The 24,382-nt window shown below is 70.4% G+C and carries 24 protein-coding genes and 1 tRNA gene; 7 read left to right on the top strand and 18 right to left on the bottom strand.

Annotated elements, in window-relative coordinates:
* Positions 1–38: 38 nt before the first annotated feature.
* Both ABD736_RS06975 and ABD736_RS06980 read left to right on the top strand, forming a co-directional pair.
* Positions 39–1,169, top strand: a complete 1,131-nt coding sequence (locus tag ABD736_RS06975) for a glycoside hydrolase family 3 N-terminal domain-containing protein (protein ID WP_344791019.1) — start codon at positions 39–41, stop codon at positions 1,167–1,169.
* A gap of 60 nt (positions 1,170–1,229) precedes the next feature.
* Positions 1,230–2,168: an LLM class F420-dependent oxidoreductase gene (locus ABD736_RS06980; RefSeq protein WP_344791020.1), complete on the top strand. Its 939-nt coding sequence runs from the start codon at positions 1,230–1,232 to the stop codon at positions 2,166–2,168.
* 96 nt (positions 2,169–2,264) lie between these two features.
* Here ABD736_RS06980 and ABD736_RS06985 read toward each other — a convergent pair whose 3' ends face one another.
* From ABD736_RS06985 to galU, 7 genes are all read right to left on the bottom strand, one after another.
* A complete protein-coding gene (locus ABD736_RS06985) occupies positions 2,265–2,678 on the bottom strand; it encodes a glycine zipper domain-containing protein (RefSeq protein WP_344791021.1) in 414 nt (137 codons plus the stop codon).
* A gap of 36 nt (positions 2,679–2,714) precedes the next feature.
* Positions 2,715–2,906: a hypothetical protein gene (locus tag ABD736_RS06990; protein WP_344791022.1), complete on the bottom strand. Its 192-nt coding sequence runs from the start codon at positions 2,904–2,906 to the stop codon at positions 2,715–2,717.
* A 111-nt stretch (positions 2,907–3,017) separates the two neighbouring features.
* Positions 3,018–4,712: an ABC transporter permease gene (locus ABD736_RS06995; protein WP_344791023.1), complete on the bottom strand. Its 1,695-nt coding sequence runs from the start codon at positions 4,710–4,712 to the stop codon at positions 3,018–3,020.
* 115 nt (positions 4,713–4,827) lie between these two features.
* A tRNA-Ala gene (locus ABD736_RS07000) sits at positions 4,828–4,903 on the bottom strand.
* Positions 4,904–4,960: 57 nt separating this feature from the next.
* Positions 4,961–6,187, bottom strand: coding sequence for a hypothetical protein (locus ABD736_RS07005; RefSeq protein WP_344791024.1), 1,227 nt, complete (start codon positions 6,185–6,187; stop codon positions 4,961–4,963).
* Between the two features lie 68 nt (positions 6,188–6,255).
* The gene (locus tag ABD736_RS07010; protein WP_344791025.1) at positions 6,256–6,912 is read right to left on the bottom strand and encodes a GNAT family N-acetyltransferase; all 657 of its coding nucleotides are present in this window, start codon (positions 6,910–6,912) and stop codon (positions 6,256–6,258) included.
* Positions 6,913–7,043: 131 nt separating this feature from the next.
* Positions 7,044–8,009 carry a UTP--glucose-1-phosphate uridylyltransferase GalU gene (gene galU, locus ABD736_RS07015; RefSeq protein ID WP_344791026.1) on the bottom strand — a complete coding sequence of 322 codons (966 nt, stop codon included), beginning with the start codon at positions 8,007–8,009 and terminating at the stop codon, positions 7,044–7,046.
* Between the two features lie 40 nt (positions 8,010–8,049).
* Here galU and ABD736_RS07020 point away from each other — a divergent pair, with 40 nt between their 5' ends.
* From ABD736_RS07020 to mscL, 3 genes are read left to right on the top strand one after another with little or no spacing between them, the layout of a single operon-like run.
* Complete coding sequence (locus tag ABD736_RS07020; RefSeq protein WP_344791027.1) at positions 8,050–8,667, top strand: 5-formyltetrahydrofolate cyclo-ligase; 618 nt, start codon at positions 8,050–8,052, stop codon at positions 8,665–8,667.
* A 44-nt stretch (positions 8,668–8,711) separates the two neighbouring features.
* Entirely contained in the window at positions 8,712–8,963 is a 252-nt protein-coding gene (locus ABD736_RS07025) for an FmdB family zinc ribbon protein (RefSeq protein ID WP_344791028.1), read from the top strand.
* A gap of 58 nt (positions 8,964–9,021) precedes the next feature.
* The gene (mscL, locus tag ABD736_RS07030) at positions 9,022–9,483 is read left to right on the top strand and encodes a large conductance mechanosensitive channel protein MscL (RefSeq protein WP_344791029.1); all 462 of its coding nucleotides are present in this window, start codon (positions 9,022–9,024) and stop codon (positions 9,481–9,483) included.
* Positions 9,484–9,660: 177 nt separating this feature from the next.
* Here mscL and ABD736_RS07035 read toward each other — a convergent pair whose 3' ends face one another.
* From ABD736_RS07035 to pdxR, 3 genes are all read right to left on the bottom strand, one after another.
* On the bottom strand, positions 9,661–9,849 hold the full coding sequence (locus ABD736_RS07035; RefSeq protein WP_344791030.1) for a hypothetical protein: 189 nt from the start codon (positions 9,847–9,849) through the stop codon (positions 9,661–9,663).
* A gap of 75 nt (positions 9,850–9,924) precedes the next feature.
* Positions 9,925–13,686, bottom strand: a complete 3,762-nt coding sequence (locus ABD736_RS07040) for a DEAD/DEAH box helicase (protein WP_344791031.1) — start codon at positions 13,684–13,686, stop codon at positions 9,925–9,927.
* 80 nt (positions 13,687–13,766) lie between these two features.
* The gene (pdxR, locus tag ABD736_RS07045; RefSeq protein ID WP_344791032.1) at positions 13,767–15,149 is read right to left on the bottom strand and encodes a MocR-like pyridoxine biosynthesis transcription factor PdxR; all 1,383 of its coding nucleotides are present in this window, start codon (positions 15,147–15,149) and stop codon (positions 13,767–13,769) included.
* 68 nt (positions 15,150–15,217) lie between these two features.
* Between pdxR and ABD736_RS07050 the strand changes: the two genes are divergently transcribed.
* A complete protein-coding gene (locus ABD736_RS07050) occupies positions 15,218–15,952 on the top strand; it encodes a pyridoxamine 5'-phosphate oxidase family protein (RefSeq protein WP_344791033.1) in 735 nt (244 codons plus the stop codon).
* Positions 15,953–16,048: 96 nt separating this feature from the next.
* On the opposite strand, the gene ABD736_RS07055 is transcribed toward ABD736_RS07050, so the two are convergent.
* From ABD736_RS07055 to ABD736_RS07075, 5 genes are all read right to left on the bottom strand, one after another.
* A complete protein-coding gene (locus ABD736_RS07055) occupies positions 16,049–17,641 on the bottom strand; it encodes a S53 family peptidase (RefSeq protein WP_344791034.1) in 1,593 nt (530 codons plus the stop codon).
* A gap of 72 nt (positions 17,642–17,713) precedes the next feature.
* On the bottom strand, positions 17,714–18,862 hold the full coding sequence (locus tag ABD736_RS07060; RefSeq protein ID WP_344791035.1) for an esterase-like activity of phytase family protein: 1,149 nt from the start codon (positions 18,860–18,862) through the stop codon (positions 17,714–17,716).
* A 93-nt stretch (positions 18,863–18,955) separates the two neighbouring features.
* Entirely contained in the window at positions 18,956–19,084 is a 129-nt protein-coding gene (locus tag ABD736_RS07065; protein ID WP_344791036.1) for a hypothetical protein, read from the bottom strand.
* Positions 19,085–19,305: 221 nt separating this feature from the next.
* Positions 19,306–20,469: an FAD-dependent oxidoreductase gene (locus tag ABD736_RS07070; RefSeq protein ID WP_344791037.1), complete on the bottom strand. Its 1,164-nt coding sequence runs from the start codon at positions 20,467–20,469 to the stop codon at positions 19,306–19,308.
* A 61-nt stretch (positions 20,470–20,530) separates the two neighbouring features.
* Positions 20,531–20,893: a histone-like nucleoid-structuring protein Lsr2 gene (locus ABD736_RS07075; RefSeq protein ID WP_344791038.1), complete on the bottom strand. Its 363-nt coding sequence runs from the start codon at positions 20,891–20,893 to the stop codon at positions 20,531–20,533.
* A gap of 154 nt (positions 20,894–21,047) precedes the next feature.
* Between ABD736_RS07075 and ABD736_RS07080 the strand changes: the two genes are divergently transcribed.
* A complete protein-coding gene (locus ABD736_RS07080; RefSeq protein ID WP_344791039.1) occupies positions 21,048–21,467 on the top strand; it encodes a hypothetical protein in 420 nt (139 codons plus the stop codon).
* A gap of 12 nt (positions 21,468–21,479) precedes the next feature.
* Here ABD736_RS07080 and ABD736_RS07085 read toward each other — a convergent pair whose 3' ends face one another.
* From ABD736_RS07085 to ABD736_RS07095, 3 genes are read right to left on the bottom strand one after another with little or no spacing between them, the layout of a single operon-like run.
* A complete protein-coding gene (locus ABD736_RS07085; RefSeq protein ID WP_344791040.1) occupies positions 21,480–22,145 on the bottom strand; it encodes a response regulator in 666 nt (221 codons plus the stop codon).
* On the bottom strand, positions 22,142–23,377 hold the full coding sequence (locus ABD736_RS07090; protein ID WP_344791041.1) for a sensor histidine kinase: 1,236 nt from the start codon (positions 23,375–23,377) through the stop codon (positions 22,142–22,144). Before ABD736_RS07090 ends, ABD736_RS07085 begins: the two co-directional genes overlap by 4 nt.
* Positions 23,374–24,252, bottom strand: a complete 879-nt coding sequence (locus tag ABD736_RS07095; RefSeq protein WP_344791042.1) for a CPBP family intramembrane glutamic endopeptidase — start codon at positions 24,250–24,252, stop codon at positions 23,374–23,376. Before ABD736_RS07095 ends, ABD736_RS07090 begins: the two co-directional genes overlap by 4 nt.
* Positions 24,253–24,382 lie beyond the last annotated feature (130 nt).

Genomic DNA, 24,382 nt, shown 5'->3' on the forward strand with positions numbered 1-24,382 from the left:
GTTCCGCATTCGGGTTCGATCGCCACGAACAGCGAGGGATGTCTCGCCGCACGCTCCTGGCCGCAGGGGTCGGCGCCGCAGCCGGTCTCGCCTTCGCCGGGGCAGGGGTCGCTGGCGTCGGGGCGACGCGTGCGTCTGCCGCGTCTCCGTGGTGGGCCAAGCTCTCGACCCGACAGCAGGTCGGCCAGCGCGTCATCTTCTCGTACCCGGGCGCGACTCCCCCGCAGGCTCTGTTCGATGCGATCGCCGCGGGCATCGTCGGCGGCGTCATCTTCTTCGGCGAGAACATCACGAGCCTCACGCAGATCGCCGGTGTCGTCGCCGACCTGCGGGCGGCCCAGGCCGACTCCCCCGTACGCGAGCCGCTGATCTTCACGACCGATCAGGAGGGCGGCTACATCCGCCGCCTCAAGGGACAGGAGCCGGTTCTCTCGGAGAAGAAGATCGGCCTCGCGGCTGACCCTGACGCCGCTGCGACGGCCGCGGGCGCCGGGGCGGCCGCCGCGTTGCGCGACGTCGGCATGAACCTCAACCTGGCGCCGGTGCTCGATGTGTTCCGCACGCCCGGCAACTTCGACGACCAGTGGGAGCGCTCCTACAGCTCGGACCCGCGGCTCGCCGGCCGTCTCGGCGCCGACTTCGTGCGCGCACAGCAGGGCGCAGGTGTCGCCGCCACGTCGAAGCACTTCCCAGGCCTCGGTGCCGCCACCGCCGCGCAGAACACCGACCTCGACACCGTCACGCTCACCCAGTCGCTCGACGAGCTGCGCAGTGTGGACGAGAGCGCGTTCGTGCCGGGCATCGCCGCGGGCGTGCAGCTCGTCATGACCTCGTGGGCCGTGTACCCGGCGATCGACCCCGTCTACCCGGCGGGCATCTCGCCGACCATCGTGCAGGGCGAGCTGCGCGAGCGCCTCGGGTTCACCGGGGTGACGATCACGGATGCCCTTGAGGCCGGCGCCCTCGCCCCGTTCGGCGACACCGGCACGCGCGCCCTGCTGTCTGCGCAGGCAGGCATGGACCTGCTGCTGTGCTCGGCGCGCGATCTGTCGCAGGGATTCGATGCGCTGGATGCCGTCACCGCGGCCGTCGACGACAAGAGTCTCAACCCCGGCCACTTCAAGCAGTCGCTCGCCCGGGTGCAGTCACTGCGCGCCTCGCTGTTCTGATTCCAAAGGACCGTATCGGAGAACTATCCGGTTCGGCCGGATCGGCGTAGCGTCGGAACCGTGACGATCTCACTCGGTTACCAGATCCCCAACTTCACCTACCCCGGCGGCGTCGAGACGCTCTTCGACACCGTCCTCGCCCAGGCTCGCGAGGCCGAGGGCAGCGGCTTCGACACCGTGCTCGTGATGGACCACTTCTATCAGCTGCCCGGAATCGGAACGCCCGACCAGCCGATGATGGAGGCATACTCCACGCTCGCCGCGCTCGCGGCATCCACCAGCACCATCCAGCTGTCCGCCCTCGTGACGGGCAACACCTATCGCAACCCGGCCCTGCTCGCAAAGACGGTGAGCACCCTCGACGTGATCAGCCACGGCCGCGCGATCCTCGGAATCGGCGCCGGCTGGTTCGAGCTCGAGCACGAGCAGCTCGGCTTCGACTTCGACACCTTCACCGAGCGCTTCGAGAAGCTCGACGAGGCGCTGCAGATCATCCACCCGATGCTGCGCGACGAGCGGCCCGAGTTCACGGGCAAGTGGTACCGCGTGCACGGTGCGATGAACGTTCCGCGCTTCCGCGACAGCATCCCGATCATGCTCGGCGGCCAGGGCGAGCGGAAGACCTTCCGGCTCGCGGCGCGCTTCGCCGACCACATGAACATCATCGCCCCGCTCGAGGAGCTGCCCCGCAAGGTGCAGGTGCTGCGCCAGCGGGCGGAGGAGATCGACCGCGACCCCGCCACGCTGCCGACCAGCTACCTCGTCAGCGTCGCACTGACCGAGAGCCAGGCCGAGGCGGACGCGGTTCTCGCCAAGCTGCCGGAGGAGCGCCGCGCCCGCGCCTTCGTCGGCACGGCCGAAGCGATCGCCGAGCGCGTGGCGAACGACATCCTCGGCGCCGGCGTCGACGGCGTCGTCGTGAACGCGCCGGTCAACGGTCACGTGCCCGGCGTCGTCACGGCGATCGGCGAGGCGCTCGCACCGCTCGTGAAGGGCTGAGCGCGGTGCGCGCGAACGCCCGTGCATGACGCGAGCCCCGGTCGGAATGGTCAGACCGGGGCTCGCGTGTTCATGGGCCTATCGGGCACGCGGCGGCTACCCCCTACCGACGGCCAACCCGATCAGGAATCCGATCAGCGCCGCGATGCCCGCCACCACGGCGACGGACTCGAGCGGGCGGTCCTGCACGGTGTTGATCGCCGTGTCGCGCACCTCGCTCGCCTGAGCGGCGGCCTGGTTCGCGCCCTGCGACAGATTGTGCCGCGCGTCGTCCAGCGCGCTGTTGACCGCGTGGGTTGCCGAGCTCGCCGCCTGCGACGCGTTCTTCCGGGTCTCGTCGACGACGTCATGGACCTTCTCGGTGGCCGAGTCGACCGCGCCTTCGGCCGTGCTCGACGCCTGGGCGATGCGGTCGCTTGCGGTGTCCGCAGCCTTGTCGACCGCGGCGTGCGCGCCCTCGCTCGCCTGCTTCACGCCCTTCTGTGCTGCCTCGTCATTCACTTCAGCCATATCGATCACTCCTCGTCTCGATGATGCAGTCGTGTCTTACAGGGACTTCGCGGCCTTCTCGGCGCGCTTGAGGGCCTGCTTCCTCGCCTTCTTGACGCGAGGGTCGTTCCAGAGGGCGTCGATGCCCGCCGAGATCTCGCGGTAGCGACCGCGGCCTGCCTTCGCCCCATAGGTGTAGGCGACGAACGCGAGGATGCCCAGCACGAGCAGGGTGAAGAACTTGCGCATGTGCTCCCCTTTCCTTCGGTACCTACCTTGGGTACCCGGGGAGGCCGTCGTCTACCGCTTGACGATGACGGATGCCTGGCAGTAGCCGCCTCGCCGGTGAGCGTGGGCCGTTCAGCGGCGCGAGAACGAGGTGGCCACCCCACCGAGACTGAAGTACCGGTTCAGGGCGAAGAAGAGCACGACCGGCAGCACGATGAAGACGAAGCTGATGGGGTCGCCCTTGGCCAGCGGGTAGTTCGCATTCGTGATGAGGATGTTCCCCGCGATCTGCCAGTCGCCCCAGGACAGCAGGAATACGAACAGTCCTGTCGAGATGACGGCGGGCACCGCGCTCGGCAGCACCACCCGAAAGAACGCGCCAACGACCGAGCAACCGTCTGTCCAGGCCGCCTCTTCGAGCTCGGTCGGCAGGCTCTGCACGAAGGCGGAGAACATCCACGTCGCGAACCCGAGCGCCATGGCGATGTGCCCGATCTGCACCGAGACGAACGTGTCGAGCAGCTGGATCCAGTAGAACATCATGAACATCGGCCACAGCAGCAGGAGCACGGGGAACGACTGCACGGTGAAGATCACGGCGCGGATGGCACCGAGCAGTTTCCCCCTGCCGCGCGCAATCGCGTAGCCGGCGGGCGCGGCGACGATGAGGCACACGACGATGGTGACGGATGCCAGCACCAGGCTGCGCTCCAGCATGGGCAGAGTCGACGCAGCGAAGCTCGCGGCGATGTTGGCGAAGAAGCCGGCGGCACTGCCACCCCCGAGCACGAACTGGTACAGAACCTCCTTCAGCGGGGTGAGCAGTATGACCGTGATCACAATGATCATCAGCAGCCGCCACCACCGGCCTTTGGCGGACCCGGACAGCCCCGTGAAACCCCCAACGCCGTCGGCAGCCACGGCCCAATCGGCACCAGGGCGCTGGGTTCGGCGATAGAGCACGACCGAGACGGCCACGAGGACGATCGTCATCAGCACGCCGGTCGCGGTGGCGTACCCGACGCCGGTGCCGAAGTGAGCGAAGTTGCCCCACTCCCACGCGAACAGGATCAGGGTTCGCGTCGCGCCTTGCGGGTCACCGCCTGTCAGCGCAGCGATGCTCTGGAAGTCGTTCAAGCAGAAGATCGCCATCAGAATCCATGCGACGTAGCTCGTCTTCGAGATCATCGGCAGCGTGATCCGGGTGAGGATCTTCCAGCGCCCGGCTCCGTCGACCTGCGCCGCCTCGTAGGCGCTGCCATCCACGGATGCGAGCGCCGAGGACATCATCAACAGCATGAACGGATAGCTCTGCCACACCCGGCAGGCGCAGACGACGATCTGTGCGAACAGTGGGTGGGCGAGCACATCCGGATGCGTATCGCCCAATGCCCGCAGCACGAGCAGCACCGGTGAGCCCTTGTCGTTCATCAGCCAGTTCCACCCGAACCCGAGCGAGATGATGTTCGGCACGATCCACGGCAGCATGAGCAGCGCGCGCCAGACGCCGGCGAGCGGAACGCGGGTGCGCAGAAGCAGCGCGAGAGCGAGCCCGAGCGCCCACCCGCCGAAGACCCCGCACGCGACGTAGACGGCCGTGAAGAGCACCGCCCGCCAGAACTCGCTGAAGGTCAGCAAGTAGGCGTAGTTGCGCAGCCCGACGAACGGTGCCGCGCCGATCAGGTCGCCGTGGTTGAGCGATTCCCACACGGCCGAACCGAGCGGGTAGATGTTCAGCACGAGCACCAGCACCGCGCACGGAACAGCCAGAAGCAGCAGGGTGCGGTTCAGGCGGGAAGCGCCGCGCCGCGCGATCTGGACCGACACCCGGCACTCCACTCTCTCGTTGCCGAGTCATGTATAGCGGTCGAGAGATGCTCAGGGCAACAGATTTTGAGACAACGAGAAAGCCCCGGCCAGAACTGCTTCTGACCGGGGCGTTTGGTGGATCCTAGGGGATTCGAACCCCTGACCTTCTCATTGCGAACGAGACGCGCTACCAACTGCGCCAAGGACCCAAGTGCCTAAAAAGACTATCACGGCGCGAGCCGCGGTCTTGACCAGCGGGCGCTCGGCTAGACCGCGCGACGGCGGCGCAGCGCCTCGTCGAGGTTCATCGCAGGGCCCTGCGCGTCGCCGATGATGCCCATGCGCGCGTAGCGGGAATCAGGGGCCGGGGATGCCTGTGCCGCAGGCGCCTCGCGGTCTCCATTCGGCTTCGCCGCGTCGACCGGCGAAGCGGCGGTAGCCGCCGAGGCCTTCGCGACAGGCACCGGGGAGTCGTTCGCGGCGAGGTGGCCGCCGAGCACACCGGAGCGCCCGGCCGCAGCTGCGGGCTTCGACGGCACGAGCTTGGCGATGCGCGGCCCGCGGGCGGCGGCGAGCTCTGCCGCGCGCTCCTCGATCTCGGCACGAGCGGCCGCACGGCGCAGCTCGGCGGCGGCCGACACCGACGCCATCGTGGCCGCGGCGACGGTGCCGCGCGAGAGGTGCAGGGGCCGCGGCAACGGCTGCGGCGTCCACGGCACGGACTCGACGTACTCGATCTCGTCGGCCTGCTCGGCCGGGGCTTCGAACTCAGCGTGGTCGTACAGCGCTCCACCGCCCGCGGCAGCGCGCGTCAGCGAGCGGGTCGCTCGGCGGGCATCCGTCACTCGCTTGGAAAGCCGCGCCAGCGCGGCCAGCGCGCCCACGAACAGCACGGCACCCACCGCGAGCGGCACGATCGACCAGCCCATGATGACGCCGACGGCGAGCGACAGGATGCCGACAAGCAGCGCGCACGTCGACAGGATGCGCCCGCGGCGAATCCCCTTGGCGACGTTCGCCGGCAGCACGGCGCCGGCCGCGCGGGCCTTGCGCTCGGCGGCCTCCATGCGCTCGCGGGTCGCGGCCATGCGGGCGCGCGCCTCGGCGGCGGCCCACGCGCGTGCCTGCGCGGCAGCCTGTGCCTCGGCGCGAGCCTGCGCCTCTGCGTCCGCCTTCTTCTCGGCCAGCAGCTGTGCTTCGGCGCGGGCTGCGATGGCGGCGCGTTCCTTCGCCTCGGCGATGGCGCGCTGCTGAACCTTGCGGAGCGCCTTCTGCGTCTCCGCGATGTCGCGTGCGGTGGCCTCCACGTGGATCTCCTCCGGAACCTCGGCTGCCTCAGCGAGGATGCGCAGCGTCTGCTGCAACCGGACGGCATTGCGCTCGGTTGCCATGTATTCGCGGCGTCGCAGCCACGTCGGTATCAGGTAGGCGAGCCACAGCGCCGCGGCGAGCGCCACGACGACGCCACCTCCGAGCAGGTTCCCGTCCGCCATGGGGCGATGGTATGGGCGATCTCGGGGCCGATCGGGGAAATTACACGCGTGTCATTCGACGGGGTGCGCTACTTGATCACAGGAAGTTGCTGCTGCGCGGCCAACACGTCAGCCTCGGGGCGCGTCGCGGCGAACTCCGGAACGGCGCCGTCCTTCCAGCGCCGCAGCACGCCCTGGCGCACCTCTTCCACCACGAGCGCGAAGCAGAAGTGGTCGCGCCAGTCGCCGTTGATGTGGATGTAGCGGCGCCGCAGCCCCTCGTACCGGAATCCCAGCTTCTCGACGACGCGCAGCGAGGGCTTGTTCTCGGGTCGGATGCAGATCTCGATGCGGTGCAGGCCCAGCTGGAAGAAGCAGTAGTCGGTGACGAGTGCGACCGAGATCGGGGTGATGTTCTTGCCGGCGAAGCGCTCGGAGACCCAGTAGCCGATCGTCGCGCTCGACAGCGAGCCGTAGGTGACCGACGAGACGTTGAGCTGGCCGGCCAGCTGCCCCTCGTACTCCATGAGGAACGGCAGGCCGTGACCGGCGCGCGCGTTCGAGAGCAGGGCGCGAATGCTCGATCGGGTGTCGAACCCCGCCGGGCCGTGCGGGTTCGTGGCCTCCCACTGCCGCAGCCAGCCGCGGTTGTCGAGCAGCTCGCGCTCGAGAGACCTCGCGTCGCGCACGCGGACAGGGCGCACCGTGATCGGGCCGTCCGTCAGCGTCGGCAGAAACAAGGCCATGCGGATCAGAGTATCCGCAGAGCAGGTCTCCATTCACTCGCTATGCGCGTGAGCCGACAAACAGAGCCTCGCTTCGCTCGTGAGTCGACCAGCGAGCGCCGCTGGTCGACTCGGCGAAGCCGAATGGAGACCTAGGCGCCGTGGATGATCGGAATCGCCCCGGTGTTCGGGTTCGGCAGCACCTCGCTCGCGGGAATCTGCTCGGGCAGGCTCGACGCGTACTCGATCAGCCAGTGGCGGAAGTCGGGGCCGAGGTCTTCGCGATCGGCGGCGATGCGCACGATCGACTTGAGGTAGTCGAGCCGGTCGCCCGTGTCGTAGCGGCGGCCGCGGAAGACGACGCCGTACACGCCGCCCATCCAACCGGGGCCTTCTGCCATCGTCTGCAGCGCGTCGGTCAGCTGGATCTCGCCGCCCTTGCCCGGCGCCGTGTGCTCGAGGATGTTGAAGATCTCGGGACGCAGCACGTAGCGGCCGATGATCGCGTAGTTGCTCGGGGCGTCTTCGGCCTTCGGCTTCTCGACGAGGCCGGTGATCTTGACCACGTCGGGGTCGTCGGTGGTCTCGACGGCCGCGGCGCCGTAGAGGTGGATCTGGCTCGGGTCGACCTCGAGCAGCGCGACGACCGTGGTGTGCTGCGTCTCGGCGACGTCGAGCATCTTCGTCAGCAGCGGGTCGCGCTGGTCGATGATGTCGTCACCGAGCAGCACCGCGAAGGACTCGTTGCCGACGTGCGGGCGGGCGCGCAGCACCGCGTGGCCGAGACCCTTCGGGTCGCCCTGGCGCACGTAGTGCATGTCGGCGAGCTCGGTCGAGAAGTTGACCTTGCGCAGCTTGTCGGTGTCGCCCTTCTTCTCGAGGGATGCTTCGAGCTCGGCCGCGCGGTCGAAGTGGTTCTCGAGGGCGTTCTTGTTGCGACCGGTGACGAGCAGGACGTCGTGCAGACCGGAGTCCACCGCCTCTTGGACCACGTACTGGATGGCCGGGGTGTCCACCACCGGCAGCATCTCCTTCGGCATCGCCTTCGTCGCGGGCAGGAATCGGGTTCCGAGACCTGCGGCGGGAATGACGGCTTTCGTGATCGATGACTTCGCCATGGCTCTCAGCGTACAGATCGGCACTCCCTAAAATGTCGCCATGTCCGGTGACGAGATCGCAAACCAGAAGCGCGCGCTGCGCGCCGAACTGCGGGAACGCCGCCGGAACAAGCCGTTCGTCACGGTCGAACGCGAGAGTGAGCAGCTCACGGAGCGACTTAAGTCCCTCGTCGGGGGCTTGCGCGCGACATCCCTCTCTGCATATTTGTCGTCACCCACCGAGCCGAACACGCGGCCGTTTCTGAACTGGGCGCGCGCGGCGGGCATCCGCACGCTGCTGCCCATCTCGCGCGTCGACGGGCTGCTCGACTGGACGACCGGCGACGGTGAATCCGAGGCGATCAACGCGCTCGGCGTGCCGGAGGCGGTCGGCGAGCTGCTCGGGCCGATGGCGATCGACGAGGTCGACCTCATCCTGGTGCCGGCGGCCTCGGTGGACGAATCCGGCATGCGCCTCGGCTGGGGCAAGGGCTATTTCGACAAGATGCTCGGCAGCATGGGAAAATGTCCCCCGGTATTTGCCGTGCTGTTCGACGACGAACTGGTTGACGAGGTACCCCGCGAGCGGCACGACGAGCCAGTCGACGGGGTGGTGACCCCGAGCCGCATCGTGCCGCTGTCGAAGCGCGCGAAGGGTCTGGGGCTTCCCGAGCTCTGACCGGCGGTCGTCGCGAGCGGCGCGGCTCGAGAACGCGAGGAACCATGCCCACCTACTCCTATAAGTGCACAGAATGCGGCCACGCCTTCGACATCGTGCAGTCGATCAGCGACAGTTCGCTCACCGCATGCCCGAACTGCGGCGGCGCCCTGCGCAAGGTCTTCGGACTGACCGGCGTGACCTTCAACGGCAGCGGCTTCTACCGCACCGACTCGCGCAGCGGCTCTGCGGGCGACGCGCCGAAGTCCTCCTCGGGCAGCGCGTCCTCCGGTGGCTCGGGCTCGTCGGGGTCCTAATATGCAGGTGAACGCCCCGGACTCACGGCGGGCGCAGGCAGTTCGCGAAGGGAGCAAAGTGCTCAAGGGCTTCAGAGACTTCATCATGCGCGGCAACGTCATCGACCTTGCCGTCGCGGTCGTCATCGGTGCAGCGTTCACGGCTGTCGTGACCGCCATCGTCACCGGCATCATCAACCCGCTGATCAGCGCGGTCTTCAATGCGAAGAGCCTCGACAACGCGCTCAAGGTCGGCATCCCCACCATCGGCGGAGAGAAGTCGTTCCTGCTGTTCGGCTCGGTCATCGGCGCGATCATCAGCTTCCTGGCGGTCGCTGCTGTCGTGTACTTCGTGATGGTCCTGCCGATGAACCACTTCAAGGACCGGCTGGATGCCCGCAAGAAGGCCGGCCAGCCCGACGAGCCGCCGGCACCGACCGACGTCGAGCTGCTCGCCGAGATCCGCGACCTGCTGAAGGCGCAGGCCGCAGCCGGTCAGACGCCGAGCATCCCGCCGCAGTCGCTGCCGCCGCAGGCGTAGCCGCCGCCCGAGCCAGTGCGGCCCTGTCGCCGCTGACTGATCCACGCGACCTCGCCGCGACCCCGGGGGCAGCGCGTCATAGCGACGCGGCGTGACCTGTCGACCGTGCCCTCGCGCTCACCAGTGCGGGGGCACGTCGCGTTCACGCGGCGTGACCTGTCGACCGTGCCCTCGCGCTCACCAGTGCGGGGGCACGTCGCGTTTGAGCCGCTCGTCGTTCGAGGTGCTGTCGCTGCGCTCTGCGCGATCTTCAGGTGCGTCGACACGCTTCGGCAGTGCGGGCGCAGGGTCGGAGCCGGGCGCGGGCGGCGTCGTCACCCGACGATGGGTGCGCGGCCGCGGCATCCGTTCTTCGTCCTCGCTCACGTCTTCAATTCTCCCCCGCGGACGCCGGCGCCTGCGAACCTGCACGCCACAGCAGCGCCGCGGCCGCGACAGTACTCAGGGCAGGTCGAGCGGGGTCGTCTCGGCGTTCTGAGGCGGGGCGGCGCCGATCAGGCGGGCGACACGGGCCGCGATCGCCTCGGGGTCGGCGAACAGCTCGAAGCTGTGCACGCGCAGGTAGTGCCAGCCGAGGCGGCGCAGCAGCTCGGGTCGCAGGCGCAGCGACTCGCGCAGCGAGCCGTGGCCGACGATCTGGTCGGTCTCGACAACGACGGCCTTGCCCTGGTACGACGCCACCAGCGGCAGCGCGCCGCGATAGCCGAGCCGCACCGACAGCCCGCGGCGCTCGAGGCGCGTGCGCAGGTCGACGAGCAACGGCTCGGTCGTCTCGGGTGCGTCGGGCAGCGAGGCATCCATATCGGCGGCCTCGCCCAGCACGTGCGACAGCGCGACCACGCCGTGCGGCAGGCGGGTGTCGTCGACGTCGTCGGGGCGGAAGCACGAGACGATGTCCATCGACCGGCGAGCGCGGGTGAGCCCGACGGCCAGCAGCCGCTCGCCGCCCGGTGCCGCAAGCGGCCCGAAGTTCGACAGCAGGCGCCCGTGCGGGGTGCGGCCGTAGCCGACCGAGAAGATCACGCGGTCGCGGCTCTGCGCGGTGGCCTGCTCGAGCGTGACGACCGTGAACGGCTCCGCCCGGTCGGCGAGCACGAAGTCGGAGAGCTGCTGGTTCGCCTGGAACGCGCGGATCACGGCCTGATTCACGCGCACGGCGTGGCGGCTCGACGCGGTGATCACCATGAGCGACTCACGTGGCCGGTGAACCGCGTGGTCGATCACGAGCTCGACGACCTTCGCCACCTCGGCGTCGACGGACTCGACGGCCCCGGTCTCAGGGTCGGGAAGGCCGAAGCCCTCCTTCACGACGTGCAGGTTGAGGGAGCCGTGGCCGAGATAGGTGCCGGCCCACGGCAGCGTCTCGATCTTTCCGCCGTAGAAGCGCCGGTTCACGAGCTCGGCGAGGTCGTCGCCGCCGGCGCGGTACGAGCGGGTGAGCGTGAAGACCGGCAGTAGCTCGGAGAGCTGGGCGAGGGTCGAGCTCGCGTGCAGCGCGTCGACGTCGTGGGCGACGACGGGGCTCGCGGCGGCATCCTCACGCACCGCGGTCTCGAACGGCGACGGGGTCTGCGTCACCGGGTCGCCGAACGCGACCAGCTGACGCGCGCGGCGGATGGCGCCGATGTTCTCGGGCAGGGTGCAGGCGCCGGCATCCACGAGGAACACGGCGTCGAAATCGAGGGATTCCGGAAGCTTGCCGACCTCGTAGGGCGAGACCAGCCACACCGGCGCGAGCACGCGCGACAGGCGCGGCGCTGCGTTGGTGATCGCGGCGGGCGTCGCCCGATCTGCCCGCAGCAGCTGCTTGAGGGCGCTCGCCTCGTCAGGGTTGTCGACGACGCCGATGCGCCAGGCCTCGGCGAGCTGCCAGGCGAGGTTGCGGCCCTGCGCGCCGGCGTGCGCCTCGTCGACGAGCCGGAAGTCCGCCTCCAGACGGTCGAGCACGCTGGTGTTGCCGCCGAGCAGCGCCTTCTCGTTGGTCAGCAGGTGCTCGAGCACCGACTGCCACCAGGCGAGCTCGAGCTCGGCCGAGATCTGGGATTCCTCGACGTGCCGGCTCGACAGGTCGGCGAGCAGCGGGTCGAGGTTGACCTCGCGCAGCTGGGCGACGAGCTGCGTGCGCTCCTGCAGGTTCGCGAGCACCTCGCTGTCGGCGGCGAGGCCGGAGATCTGGTAGCTGAGCTGCGCGAGCGGCAGCGCCGTGAGCGAGGCCGGCGTGCCTGCGCGGGCGAGTGGGCCGTCGAGGCTGGCGAGGTCTGAGGCCACGCGCTGGTAGGCCACCTGCACATCGGCGATGCCGACGGGGACGGCGGGCGGAGCGCCCGCCTCGGCGAAGCGGTTCCACAGGGTGCGCTGCTGCTGGATCTTGAGCAGGCTCTCGTGCAGGTCCGAGACGTGCACGCCGGGGCGCACGTACTCGAGGGCGAGCTTCCGCAGGCGCCGGCGGTCGCCGCCCGTCATGCCGACGTCGCGACGGCCGGAGACGGCGGTGATCAGCTCGGTCAGCGGCCTGTCGAAGACGCTCGGCTGGAAGCGGTCGAGGGTCTCGCGCAGATCGGCGAGCAGCCGCAGGTAGACGCCGAGCTCTGCGATGTTCTCGAACGGGCGCAGCTTGGTCGTCGCGATCAGCTTCTGGGCGCGGTCGATGAGGCGGGGAAGCTCGATGGCGTTGAGCTTCTTCGCGAGCTCGTGGGCGGCCTCGGCGTCAGCGGGCGTGTGGAACTGGGCGCCGTACCACGGGGAATCCCCCGGCCCGTACTTGAACTCACCGAGGCGAGCCGCCTTGATCAGCGTCTGCGCGGCTTCCTTGCGGCTGTTCGCGATGGCGACCAGCGACTCGTAGTCGAGGCGCGCGGTCGTCGACGGAGGCGTGGGCAGCAGGGCGAGGTTCGCGACCTCTTCGAGCGCGTCGAGCACGCTCACGCCGAGGGCCGGATGCTTGCTCGTGAGCGCCCCGCGGTAATCGAGCAGCACCTTCCGCAGCCGCACGAGCGCATCGTCGACATCGGCCGTGCGCGCCTGCTCGGCCTTCTCGTTCCGGCTGATCGACGAGATGAGGTCGCGGCGCAGCGTCTCGGGTCGCACGGCGACGCCGCCGAGCCCGACGTGCGCGAGTCGGGTGGCGATGCCGTCGAAACTCGAGCGGCGCGGGCTGGCGACGAGCACGCGCTTGTTCTGGGCGACGAGCGCGCCGAGCGCGTTCACGATCGTCTGCGTGCCGCCGGTGCCCGGCAGCGTCTTCACGATGAGCGAGTTGCCCGCAGCGATCTGCGCGACGACCGCGTCCTGCTCTTCGTCGGCGTCGAGCAGCAGGTTGTCGACGGCGGGGGGCCGTGCGTCCTGGCTGACGATCCGGGCAGGGTTGTACGCGGTCTCGACCTGGTGGTGCGCAGCCTGGTTGCCGGCCAGCGCGTCGAGCACAGGGTGGCTGAGTCGTGCAGCGTCGGCCGTCATCACGCCAGACACGTCTGCGAAGCTCGAGACGACGAGGCGCGGCTGCACCTGGAACCACGGCAGCTGCGCCGTGAGCTCACGCAGTCGGTCGATGACGGGCTGCGGCTTGAACGCCCCGCCGCCCGCGACGGCGAGGCCCACGAGCTCATCGGGGTTGAGTCGGATGCCGAACTGCTCGCCGAGCGCGCGAGCGAGCTCGGGGTTGAGGAACGGCTTCCCGCGCAGCTTCAGCTCGAAGTCGCGGCCGTAGCGGCGGATCGCGAGCGGCCGCAGCAGCACGGGCGCGAGGAACTCGTCGAGGCCGTTGCGCCAGGCTGCCAGCCCGATGGCGAGGTGCGCGGCGTCGATGCCGCGCACGCTGCGCAGCTCGACGCTCTTCTCGGTGATGGCGCCGGCGGCGAGACGCGCGTTGCGCTGGGCGATGTCGTCACGAATCAGGCTCGACAGCAGCGTGCGCTCGCCCGTGATGAAGGTCGGCATGCCACCGGGGTGGGCGGAGCCGAGGTCGATGCGCGTGCGCGGCTCGTCGCGGAAGTGCAGCAGCGGCGAGCGGCCGCCGATGTTGGCGAGTTCCTCGCGCCATTTCGACCACGCGTGCTCGGCCACATTGCCGACCTGCACATTCGGGTCGCCCGTCGTCAGCTGGTGCGGAGTCGCGCGCTGCTGCGCGGGCGGATTGAGGGCGTGGTCGGGTGCCGAATCGGCCATCGCGCCGTCCGGCGCGGTCTTCCTCTCGATACCCCACACGCGGCCCACCCTAGGGCGCGTCGCCGGGGATTCCCGGGATTTCCCGCTGAGTTTCGCGGCTTTCGAGGTCGGCAGCGGCCTCAGCGGCCGCCGAGTTCCGCGATCATCGCGTCGAGGGCACGGGCGAGCGCGGATGCCGGAACGTGGCCGTACCCGAGCACGAATCCCCGCGCGTCAAGCCCGCTGCCCGTGACGACATAGTCGCGCAGCGGCGCGACCACGACACCACGGCGGCGGATTCCCGCCACGACGGCTTCCTCGTCACGCGTGCCTTCCCACTCGACGGTCGCGTGCAGGCCGCCGGCGAGGGCGCTCACGTGCACGCCCGAGAGCCCGGCGAAGGCATCCGCCACCATCGCTCGCTTGTGCGTGTAGTCGCGCCGCAGCCGCGCGACGTGTCGGCGCAGCGCGCCGCTCGACATCAGCCAGGCGATCGCGTGCTGCGTGGGGCTCGCGACGACGGCGCCGCGGTCGACCCGAGCACTGCGGACCCGGTCGGCGGTGGCTCCTGCCTCTGGAAGAACGAGGTAGCCGCAGCGCAGCTGGGGGTTGAGCACCTTCGAGAAGCTGCCGATGTGCAGCACCACCCCCGCGGTGTCGATCGCGGCCAGCGCCGGCAATGGAGCGCCGTGATGGCGGAACTCGCTGTCGTAGTCGTCCTCGATGACGACCACTCCCTCGCCCGCGGCCCAGGCGAGCAGCTCGTGCCTGCGGCCGATCGGCATGACCGCGCCCATCGGGTACTGGTGACTCGGCGTCACCGACACCGCCGCGAGCGGTGCGCGAGCGTGCGCAGCGCGCAGTCGATCGAGCCGCAGGCCGTGCTCGTCGAGTTCGATGGGTACGAGCTCGGCGCCTGCGCCGGCCAGCGCGCCGCGCCCGCTGCGGTAGCCGGGGTTCTCGACCGCCACGCGAGGCGCAGGGCCGAGCGCTTCGGCGACGAGCGACAGGGCCTCTGCCGTGCCGGCCGTCACGACAACGCGATCGACCGGCGGTGCGAAGCCCCGGCTGAAGCCCAGCTGCTTCGCGATCTCGGCGCGCAGCTCGGGCTCGCCGAGACGGTCGGGGTACGCGTCGCGCAGCGGGACCGCCGCCGCGTGCCGCCAGGCGGAGCGCCAGTCGCGCTCGGCGATCGCGGTCACCGCGGGCACCCCGGGCGTGAGGTCGATCACGCGGGGCGGGCTCGGCGCCGGCTTCTCGGCGCGGAGCGGGGGCGCAGACGTGAGCGGCGCCGCCAGCCCTGCGAGGGTCGCCGCGACGCGAGTCGGTGCCCCGTGACGGGTCGTGAGGTAGCCCTCGCCGTCGAGCTGTTCGAACGCCGCGACGACGGTGCCCCGAGCGACACCGAGCTGCGCGGCGAGCGCACGCGTCGACGGCAGCGGATCGCCCTCGCGCAGCCGCCCGTCATGGATCATTGCGCGCACCGATTCCGCCACGCGGGCGCTCTTGCTCAGCTCAGGCATAACTGGTCCAGTCGATTCTGTTTCAAGTGGACTCAACCGTAGACCAGTTGGATGCCTAGCGTGAGGGCATGACGGATGCCTCCCCCAGCCTTACGGTGCGGCGCAAGCGCGAGCGCCAGAGCTACGACCCGGGCGTTCTCGCCCAGATCCTCGCCGAGGGGCACATCGCGCACGTCGGCATGGTGCGCGATGGTCTGCCGATCGTGCTCCCCTATCTCTACGCGGTGGGCGACCTCGGCGACGGCCTCGGCGAGCAGCTGTTCCTGCACGGCTCGACCGGGGGCGGCCTGTTCCTCGACGCCGGCGCCGACGGGGTTCCGGTGTCGGCGACGATCACGCACCTCGACGGCCTCGTCTACGCGCGGTCGCTCAACGACAGCTCGGCCAACTACCGCAGCGCGATGATCTTCGGGCGCGCGACGCTCGTGCCGCTCGAGCAGCGCCTCGAGGCGCTCTGGATCGTCGGCGACCACCTCATGCCCGGCCGCCGCGCCGGCATCCGCGAGATCACGCCGAAAGAGCTCGCCGCGACGACAGTGCTGCGCCTGCCACTCGACCGGGTGAGCGTCAAGGTGCGCTTCCAGGGCGTCGGCGAGGCCGTCGACGACGGCGAGGACCACGGCGTGTGGGCCGGCGTGCTGCCGCTGTCGGTGCAGGCGGGCGCTCCCATCACGGGAGCGGTGACGGATGCCGGCGTGCCGGTTCCCGCCCACGTGACCGACCTCGCCGCCACGCTCGCGGCCCGTGCGGCCGAGCACCGCGAGGCGCTCGTCGCAAAACTCGGCAGTGCCGTGCGCGGCTGACCCGGGGGCGTTCCGGCGTCAGATGTTCCCGTTCGGCGCACGTGCGGGCCGATACAGCGGTCACACGTGCGCCGAACGGACGCACCTGGCCGCTGCTCAGCCCTTGACTGCCTTGAGCAACGCGTCGCCGTCGGGGACGCCCAGCCCGGTGCACGCGTCCCAGCCCGGCGCGGCCGAGTAGGCGCCGTTCTTGCCGGACGTGATGTCGCGGAAGCCGGCCGGCGACGTGCCCTTCGCCGCGTCCGCATACAGGAGCCTCTGCGCGAGCCCCATCGGCGACCCGGTGGCCTGCACGAGCCGCGCGACCAGCGCCGCCCACAGCGGCGCGACCGCACTGGTGCCGCCGATCACCGTGTCCTTTCCATCGACGCGCACCTGATAGCCGGTCGCAGGGTCGGCGACTGCCGCGACGTCGGGCACCCCGCGCCCCGATCGACCGCCCGCGGCTCCCGGGACGTCGACGGGCTGCTGCCAGTCGGGCAGCTCGAAGGCGTCGCTGACGCCGCCGCCGGTGGCGCCCCCGCCGCTGCCGCCGTTCCAGACCGTTTCGGCGGCCACCTTGCCCGCCGAATCGAGCTCGAGCCGGGTGCCGCCGCAGGCGAGCACATGGGGGCTCGAGGCGGGGAAGTCGACGTGTGGCTTGCCGTCGCTCTGCCGATCGCTCGAACCGTCGTCACCTGCGGCCACGGTCACGGTGACACCGAGCGCGACGGCATCGGCGAAGGCCTCGTCCATCGACTGGCGCGCCTGGGCCGTCCACTGGTCCTCGCTCTGGCCCCAGCTGATGCTGATCGCGTCGGGCGTCGGCGTCGCATGCGCGGCCTGAGCGACGGCGTCGACGAAGCCGGCGTCGGTGTTCGGCGCGAAATAGACGACGATCGACGCGCCTGGCGCGAGGCCGCCGACGACCTCGATGTCGAGCGCGACCTCGCCGTCGGCGCCGTTCGGGTCGCCGCCCGGCTGGTTCTGCGCGCCGTCGACACCGACGGCCGTCACCTTCGGCGCCGGCACCCCGATGTTCTGGAAGTAGGTGGCCAGATCGGATGCCTCGTAGCCGCCGCCCAGCTCGATGATCGCCACCGTGCGCCCGCTTCCGTCAGTGCCTTCCGGGAAGTTGTAGACGTCGCCGAGCTGCACCGGCGTGTAGCTGCTCGAGACCGCGTGCGGCAGCACCGCCCGGAAGTTCGCGCGCGCCTGCGGCCGCGAGTCCAGACCGAGCACCGCGGTGACAACGCCGGAGAGCGGCTCGGGCAGCGACAGCTCGCCCGTGCGGTGCCAATGCGCCACGCGGCCGCCCGCCGGCGCCTCGCTCTCGGCCCACTCGAGGCTCGTGCCGAACGCCGTCTGCAGCGCCTCGACCGTGCCGGCGACGCGCAGCCGCCGGCTGGCCGGGTCGGCCGAGAGCACCTCGATGCCCTGACCTGCGAGCTCGGCCGTGACGCGCTGCACATCCGCCGGGTCCGCGCCGTATTTCTCGGTCAGCTCGTCGCGCGAGATCGGCGCCCCCCGAACCACCGACTCGGGCAGCTCTGCCCTGCGGCGCAGCACGAGAGTGGCCTCGATGCGTGCCTCGGCGCCTGCAGGCGGCTGGACCGACTGTGCTGCCGCGGCCGGCGGCCGCTCGCTGCCGGGAAGCGGGGCGCGCCCCGCGGGGGTGACATTCGTGGGCTGGTCGGATGAGTTCGTCATGACCCATTGCCTACCAGCGACCGCCGACACGCACACCCCCACACGGGGCACGCCAGGCGAAACACTCAGGAACTACGGCAGCTTCACCGCGAGGTTGAGGATGCGGGTGTGCTGCTGCGCGCTGTTGTTGTCGTCGCTGATGAGCGAGACGCCATAGCGCCCGCCGCGAAGCCGGCCGGTCACCGCCATGCCCTCGAAGTTGTCGAGCAGCGGGTTCTGCTGGAACTCGAGCGCGGGCGCGCCGAGCGTCGGGCAGGACGCGAGCTCGGCGAGCGCGGTCTTCTTCACGGCGAGACGCGGCGAGGCATCCCCCAGGTTCGCAACGCGCGACACGTCGGCGGCCTTCGACAGGCCCTTCACGGCGAACAGGCTGACCTCGTTGCCCACGGTGGCGGTCCACGCCGCCTCTTCAACGATGACGGCGTCGTTCGAGTAGGCGGTCACCTCGGGGATGCGCATGCCGGTGTCCGTCTTGTACTCGAGCTGCTTCGCGAGCGTCCACTGCCCGTGGCGCCCCTGCGTGTAGACGAGCAGGCGGTGCGAGGTCGCGTCGCCGCTCGACGACACATCGCCCGAAAGCGCCCCCTCCATCGCGGCGATGATCGTCTTCCCGTTCGGCGTGACGGTCAGCCCCTCGAGTGTGGCGTTCGCGGTCGCCTCGCCTGCCGCGGTGGACCCCGTCACCGCGAAGCGCGCGGGCACCGGCAGCGACGCCTTCTGAACGCCGTCGCGGCCGAAGATGCGGATCGAGGGCTCGGTCTCAGAGCTCACGACATACGAGCCGTCAGGCAGAACGGCGAGGCCTTCGTCGTCGGCGGCGTTCGGATCGGTGGCGATGTTGCCGCCGTCGTACGGCGTCCCGTCGGCCTTCTTGAGCACGAGCGGCGCGTGGGTCACGGTCGGGTTCGAGAGGTTGCGGTACGACCAGACGTACTCGGGGGTCGTGCCGTTGTTGTCGAGCGCGGACACCCAGGCGCGCTGGCGCTGGTCCCACGCGATCGACGAAAGGCCGCTGACCTCGGCGCCGAACGCGACCTTCTTGTCGAGTGCGTCGCTGTAGCTCACTGCGTCGACGGTGGCCGAGCATGCGCTCGGGTCCGGCGCCGGAGCCGGGTGCGGGTGACCGGCGCTGTGGGAGGGCGAGGCGAATGCGGGCTGGGCGATGAGCAGGGCGACGGATGCCGCGAGCGCAGCACCCGCGAACACGAACTTCGTGCGCATGTTCCTTCTTCCGGGTCGGGGACGGCTTCGGTCGAGCCGCCGCACCCCCATCCTGGTGACACCAGGTGAACCACGGGTAGCCTCCGCGGGTAATCACGCGGCGGCGGGCGACACCAGCTCTGCGACGACCAGCGCCGTCAGGTCCACCGACACGGTGGGCGGCAGTCCCAGCGACGCGGGCCCCACGCCCAGCGCCGCCTGCGCGGCATCCGTCTGTCTCATCTCCTCACCCCCTCAGCACTGCTTATGGGGGCAAAGCTATGGGGCGGAGAACCCCGCCGTCGCGCCCTGCGGGCCAAGTTCATCCCTTGGGATGAGGCGGCGCCTCGAATACGGACTCGACGTCATTCTGAGGTGCTATTGAACGCACCTCCTCAGTACTCGATGAGGAGATCAGCGCCGAGCCCACTCGGGCGCATGCTCCGGCCGGATGCCAACCCCGATCAGCCGCGCCAGAACGCCGCTGAGCGCGGGCACCGCGCGGAAGGCGAGCCGCACGGCGCGAGGCGGCCGGATGCCGCCGCCGTCGCGCACCGCGCGGGCAGCAGAACTCGATGCAGCACGCCCTGCACGCCCTGGGTCACCGCCGCCGGAAGCATCCGCCGGCGCTGAATCGCGCGCAACTCACGAGCGCCGACGCGTCCGGCAGCGAGCGGCCCAGCGAGCACGCGCGCCGCGGCGACGCCGTCCTGCACGGCGAGGTTCACCCCGACACCGCCGACGGGCGACATCGCATGCGCCGAATCGCCGATGCACAGCAGCCCGTGGGCGAACCACCGCGTCAGGCGGCTCACGCGCACGTTCAGCAGCTTGACGTCGTCGAGCGTCAGTCGCGCCGCACCCTCGGCGAGCTGGGGCAGCGCTTCGGCGATGGCGGCGCACAGAGGCTCCGCTCCGAGTGCGCGCAGGGAGGCATCCGCGCCCTTCATGATCGGGTTCGCGATCTGCACATAACCTTCGCGCGGGATGACGATGAACTGCCGCCCGCCGCCCGAGATCGGAAGCACCTGATCGGTGATGGTCGCCGCCGTCGGCACGCGGAACCACCACACGTCGAACGGCACCGGCAGCTCGCGCACCGGCAACTTGGCACGGCGCGGCGCGAGCGAATCGCGGCCGTCTGCGGCGATCGTGAGCGGCGCACGCAGCTCGTGGTCGCCGTCCGGCGCCCGGTAGCGCACCCCGCGCACGCGCCCACCCTCGACGATCAGGCCCGTGACCTCTGACTGCATGCGCAGCTCGAACGTCGCCTCGTCGGCCGCCGCCGCGGCGAGCAGGTTCAAGAAGTCCCACTGCGGCGCGATGGCAATGTAGGGGCGCGCCAGTCGCAGGCGCGAGAAGTCGGCGACGCGCACCAGGCCGCCGTCAGCCGCATGCAGCTCGAGACCGTGAACTTCGCTGTGCGGCAACGCGAGGAAGCGGTCGATCAGCCCGAGCTCGTCGAGCAGCTGCAGCGTCGACGGGTGCACGGTGTCACCGCGGAAGTCGCGCAGGAAGTCCGCGTGCTTCTCGAGCACCGTGACCCGGACGCCCGCGCGGGCCAGAATCAGCCCGGCCACCATTCCGGCCGGGCCGCCGCCGATGATCACGCAGGTCGTGTCGCTCACGTTCGCCTCGTCGCGAGCCTAGGTGCGCGGGCTCACGCCTTCAATGGCGAGCGGATGCCTCTCAGCTGTGCGCGTCTTCGTACGCCTTCATCACCGAGTCGGCCACGCGGCCCCTCGGCGAGACGTCGATGCCGTTGGCCTGGGCCCACTCGCGCACGACCGCGTAGCCGGCGCTCCAGTGCGAAGAGGACGACGAGCGGGTGGCGCGCGTCGCGGCCTGGCGGGCGGGAGTCGACAGCGCCGATGAACGGCGGCCCGCGGCGATGTAGGGCTGCAGCGCCTCGCGCAGCTTCGCCGCGTTGGCCTCACCGAGGTCGATCTCATAGGACTTGCCGTCGATCGCGAACGAGATCGTCTCACCCGCGCCGTCGGCGATCACGTCTCCCGAGATGTCGTCGACGAGCTGTTCGATGACCTTCTTCATTACGGCATCCCTTGATAGTCGAGTAACGCAATACCTGCGATAACGGTCGATGCGTACGCTACCTCATACATATCGCCGCGCACGGTAACCCCGATCCGATAATGCAATTCAATCGGTATGCCGGGCTGGCGAATGTCGCAACAGTATGGATTGCATGCGGATTCGCCGCCTTGCCGTGCCGGCAGCAGTCGTGCTCATCGTGGGGACGCTCGCCGGGTGCGCTGCGTGGCGACCGACCATGTGCTCTGCCGTCGGCTGGACGAACCAGGTGCGCGTGCACGTCGTCGGCGACACCGCCCAGGTCGACGACGTCACCTTCTGCGCCGGCACAGACTGCACTCCCCCACCGCCACCGACGCCCGCGCCGAACACCACTTATCTGACGACCCGCGACGGCGATGAGTGGACGCTCATCACCGACATGCAGACTCCGAACACGGGACACCTCGCGGCCTATGACGAGACGGGCGCGCGGCTGATCGATCAGCAGGTCGCCCTGCGCTGGGTTCGCGTCGGTGGGTCCGCCGAATGCGGCGGCCCCGAGCGCGCCGACGTCACTCTCCACCTGCCGTGATAGCCGCGTCGGTCAGCCTTCGCCGACGGCGACGATGCGGTTCTGATACGCCCACACGACCGCCTGCAGCCGCGAGCGCACGCCGAGCTTCGGCAGCATGCGCGCCAGGTGCGATTTGACGGTCGAGACCTCGACGACGAGCTCTGCCGCGATCTCCTCGTTCGACATCCCCTGCGCGAGCAGCAGCAGGATGTCGCGCTCACGCGCCGTGAGGATGCCGTCGGCCCGCTGCGCCGTCACCGGCTGCAGCCGACGCCTGGCGGCGAACTCGGTCAGGATGCGTCGCGTGAGGCTCTGGTCGATGGTGCCGTCCCCGCGGGCCACGCGGCGCACCGCGTCGACGATGACCTGCGGCTCGGCGTCTTTCAGCAGGAATCCGGCCGCCCCCGCTTCGAGCGCCCCGAACACGTAATCGTCGAGATCGAAGGTGGTCAGGATCAGCACGGGAGTCGCTCGCTCGCCGTCGCCGGCGATGCGCCGCGTCACCTCGATGCCGTCGCGATGCGGCATCCGGATGTCGAGGCAAGCCACATCCGGGCGGAGTTCCTCCACGAGCGCGATCGCCTCGAGGCCGTCCGCGGCGACGCCGACGACCTCGAGGTCGGGCTCCGCGTCGAGCAGCGCGCGCAGGCCGGCTCGCGCGAGCGGCTGGTCGTCGGCGATGACGATGCGGGTCACCGCGAGCGCTCCTTCGGAATCATCAGGCGAACCTCCCACTCCCCGTCGGGCGTCGGCCCGAAAGTCAGCTCGCCGCCGATCAGCTGCGCGCGCTCGCGCATACCGAGCAGCCCGAACCCGCCGCGCGGCGCCGGCCCAGCGGTGCCGGCCGCGCCGGCCGCGAGCCTGTTGCGCACCCTCACGGTCACGCGCTCGGCGTGCCGATCGTCGACCTCGACGGAACACGCGGCGCCGGGCGCATGCGCGGCGGCGTTGCTCAGGGCTTCCTGCACGATGCGGTAGCCGGCGCGCTGCGCGATCGGCCCGAGACCTTCGACGATTCCGGAGCCGTCGCGCGACTCCAGCCGCAACTCGACCCGCATTCCGGCCGCGCGGCGCTGCTCGACCAGGTCGGCGACCGCGGCGAGCGTCTCGGGATCCTCCGGCGCCCTGTCGCCCGACCGCAGCAGCCCGACCACCCGGCGCAGTTCGTCGAGCACGCGCGAGCTCTCCGCGCGCACCTCCTGCAGCGATGCCTTTGCCTTCTCGGGCGCCGTGTCGATCTGCCTGCTGATCGCCGCCGACATCAGGGCGATGCCCGACAGGTGGTGCGCGGCGATGTCGTGCAGCTCGCGCGCCATCGCCGCCCGCTCCACGGCGAGCGCGGCCTCGACGCGGGCATCGTGCTCGCGCGCCATCGCCTGCAGCTCGCCGACTCGAGCGGCCCGCGCTTCGCGGCGACCGACCACCGCGACGGCGACGAGCAACGGGCCGCCGATGACGACCACCGCCTGCAGCGCCGCGGCGCCGAGGGCGACTCCCCAGGCATCCGCCTGGATCATGCCGTTCGCGGAATGCCCGGCGACCACGAGCAGGAAAGCAGCCGGAATCGGCCACCGCAGACCATACGAAGGCAGCCGGGTCGCCGCCGCATAGCTCGCAACAATGACGGGAAGGTCGGTCACGGTCAGCACATCGCCGACCGAGACGGCCGCGAGCCACGCGGGCAACGCAGCCACCGCGATGAGCGCGACTGCAGGCGCGGAATCCGCCCACAGCAGGGCGACGGTCTGCGCCAGCAACACAACCGCCGCGAGGCCCCAGGCAAGCGGCGTGGCGGGCGCGATCAGGCCGGAACCGGGCCGCGCCACCACGAGCAGCGCCAGGCCGAAGGCGACCGCGCTCGCGAAAGCCGTCGCGCCGGCGAACACGATGCTCCCCCGGCGCGGCGACCACCGCGATCGAGTGCTCATGCCGCGACTGCCACCTGCAGCGCGGGCTCGGCTGCAGGCATCCGGCGCCCCAGTCGACCGCGCGTGAAGACCACCAGAAGCGCACCGGCGAGCGCTGCCGCGACGAACATCGCGAGCATCGTGACGTCCGCATTCAGCGTCGGGAACATGTCACCCCAGATGATAGACGCGAAGTTGTTCACGCTGACGTGGGCGATCACCGCGAGCGGCAGGCTCTCGCCCGTGCTGTTGAACAGCCACGTCATGACGACGCTGAACGCGACGCAGAAACCGAGGAAGCACGCGACGCGCAGCAGCGACACGGCCGGCCACCCGCCCCACTCGGTGAGGAACAGCGGCAGATGCCAGATGCCCCACACGACGCCGAGCAGCAGCGAAGCCCTCAGCGGGCTGTGGCGACGCTGCAGGCGGGGCAGGGCGAAATCGCGCCAGCCGGGTTCCTCGGCGAGGCCCGTCGTCACCATCTGCAACAGCAGCGCGGGCAGATAGGCCGCGAGCGCGAGAGTGCTCGGCGCCTGCACCTGGCCGCCTGAGAACGCGGTGCCGATGACGATCAGCCCGAGCGGAGCGCCGAGCAGCGCGACCGCGTACCACCGCCAGCTCACCCGCCACCGCCACAGGCGCGCGCGCCACTGCCGCACGCCGGGCCACCCGTCGGCGATGAGAGTGACGACGAACGCCGAGGCGATCGGGCCGAGATAGGCGCCGGGCAGCACGCCCGCGAGCTGCGTCGAGCCCATCAGAGCCGGGAAGCTGAAGCCCCAGACGCCGAGGCCGTTCTGGGAAAGGGCGTACGGCAGCCAGGCGAGCCAACTGCCCGCAATGGCAAGCGTGAAGAACGAGGCGAGCGGATGCCTGCGGATGACGTGCGTCATGATGCGATTCCTTCCGTCGTGGCTGCCTCATGGGCAGTGATTCGACGGTAGGAATCGGCGATGGGGTGCCTCGAGCCTCGAAAGGACGGCGCGTGGGAATGCCATCGAAAGGTGCAAGCGGACGGCTGTG

Source organism: Gryllotalpicola daejeonensis (genome assembly GCF_039538145.1).
Lineage (GTDB): Bacteria > Actinomycetota > Actinomycetes > Actinomycetales > Microbacteriaceae > Gryllotalpicola > Gryllotalpicola daejeonensis.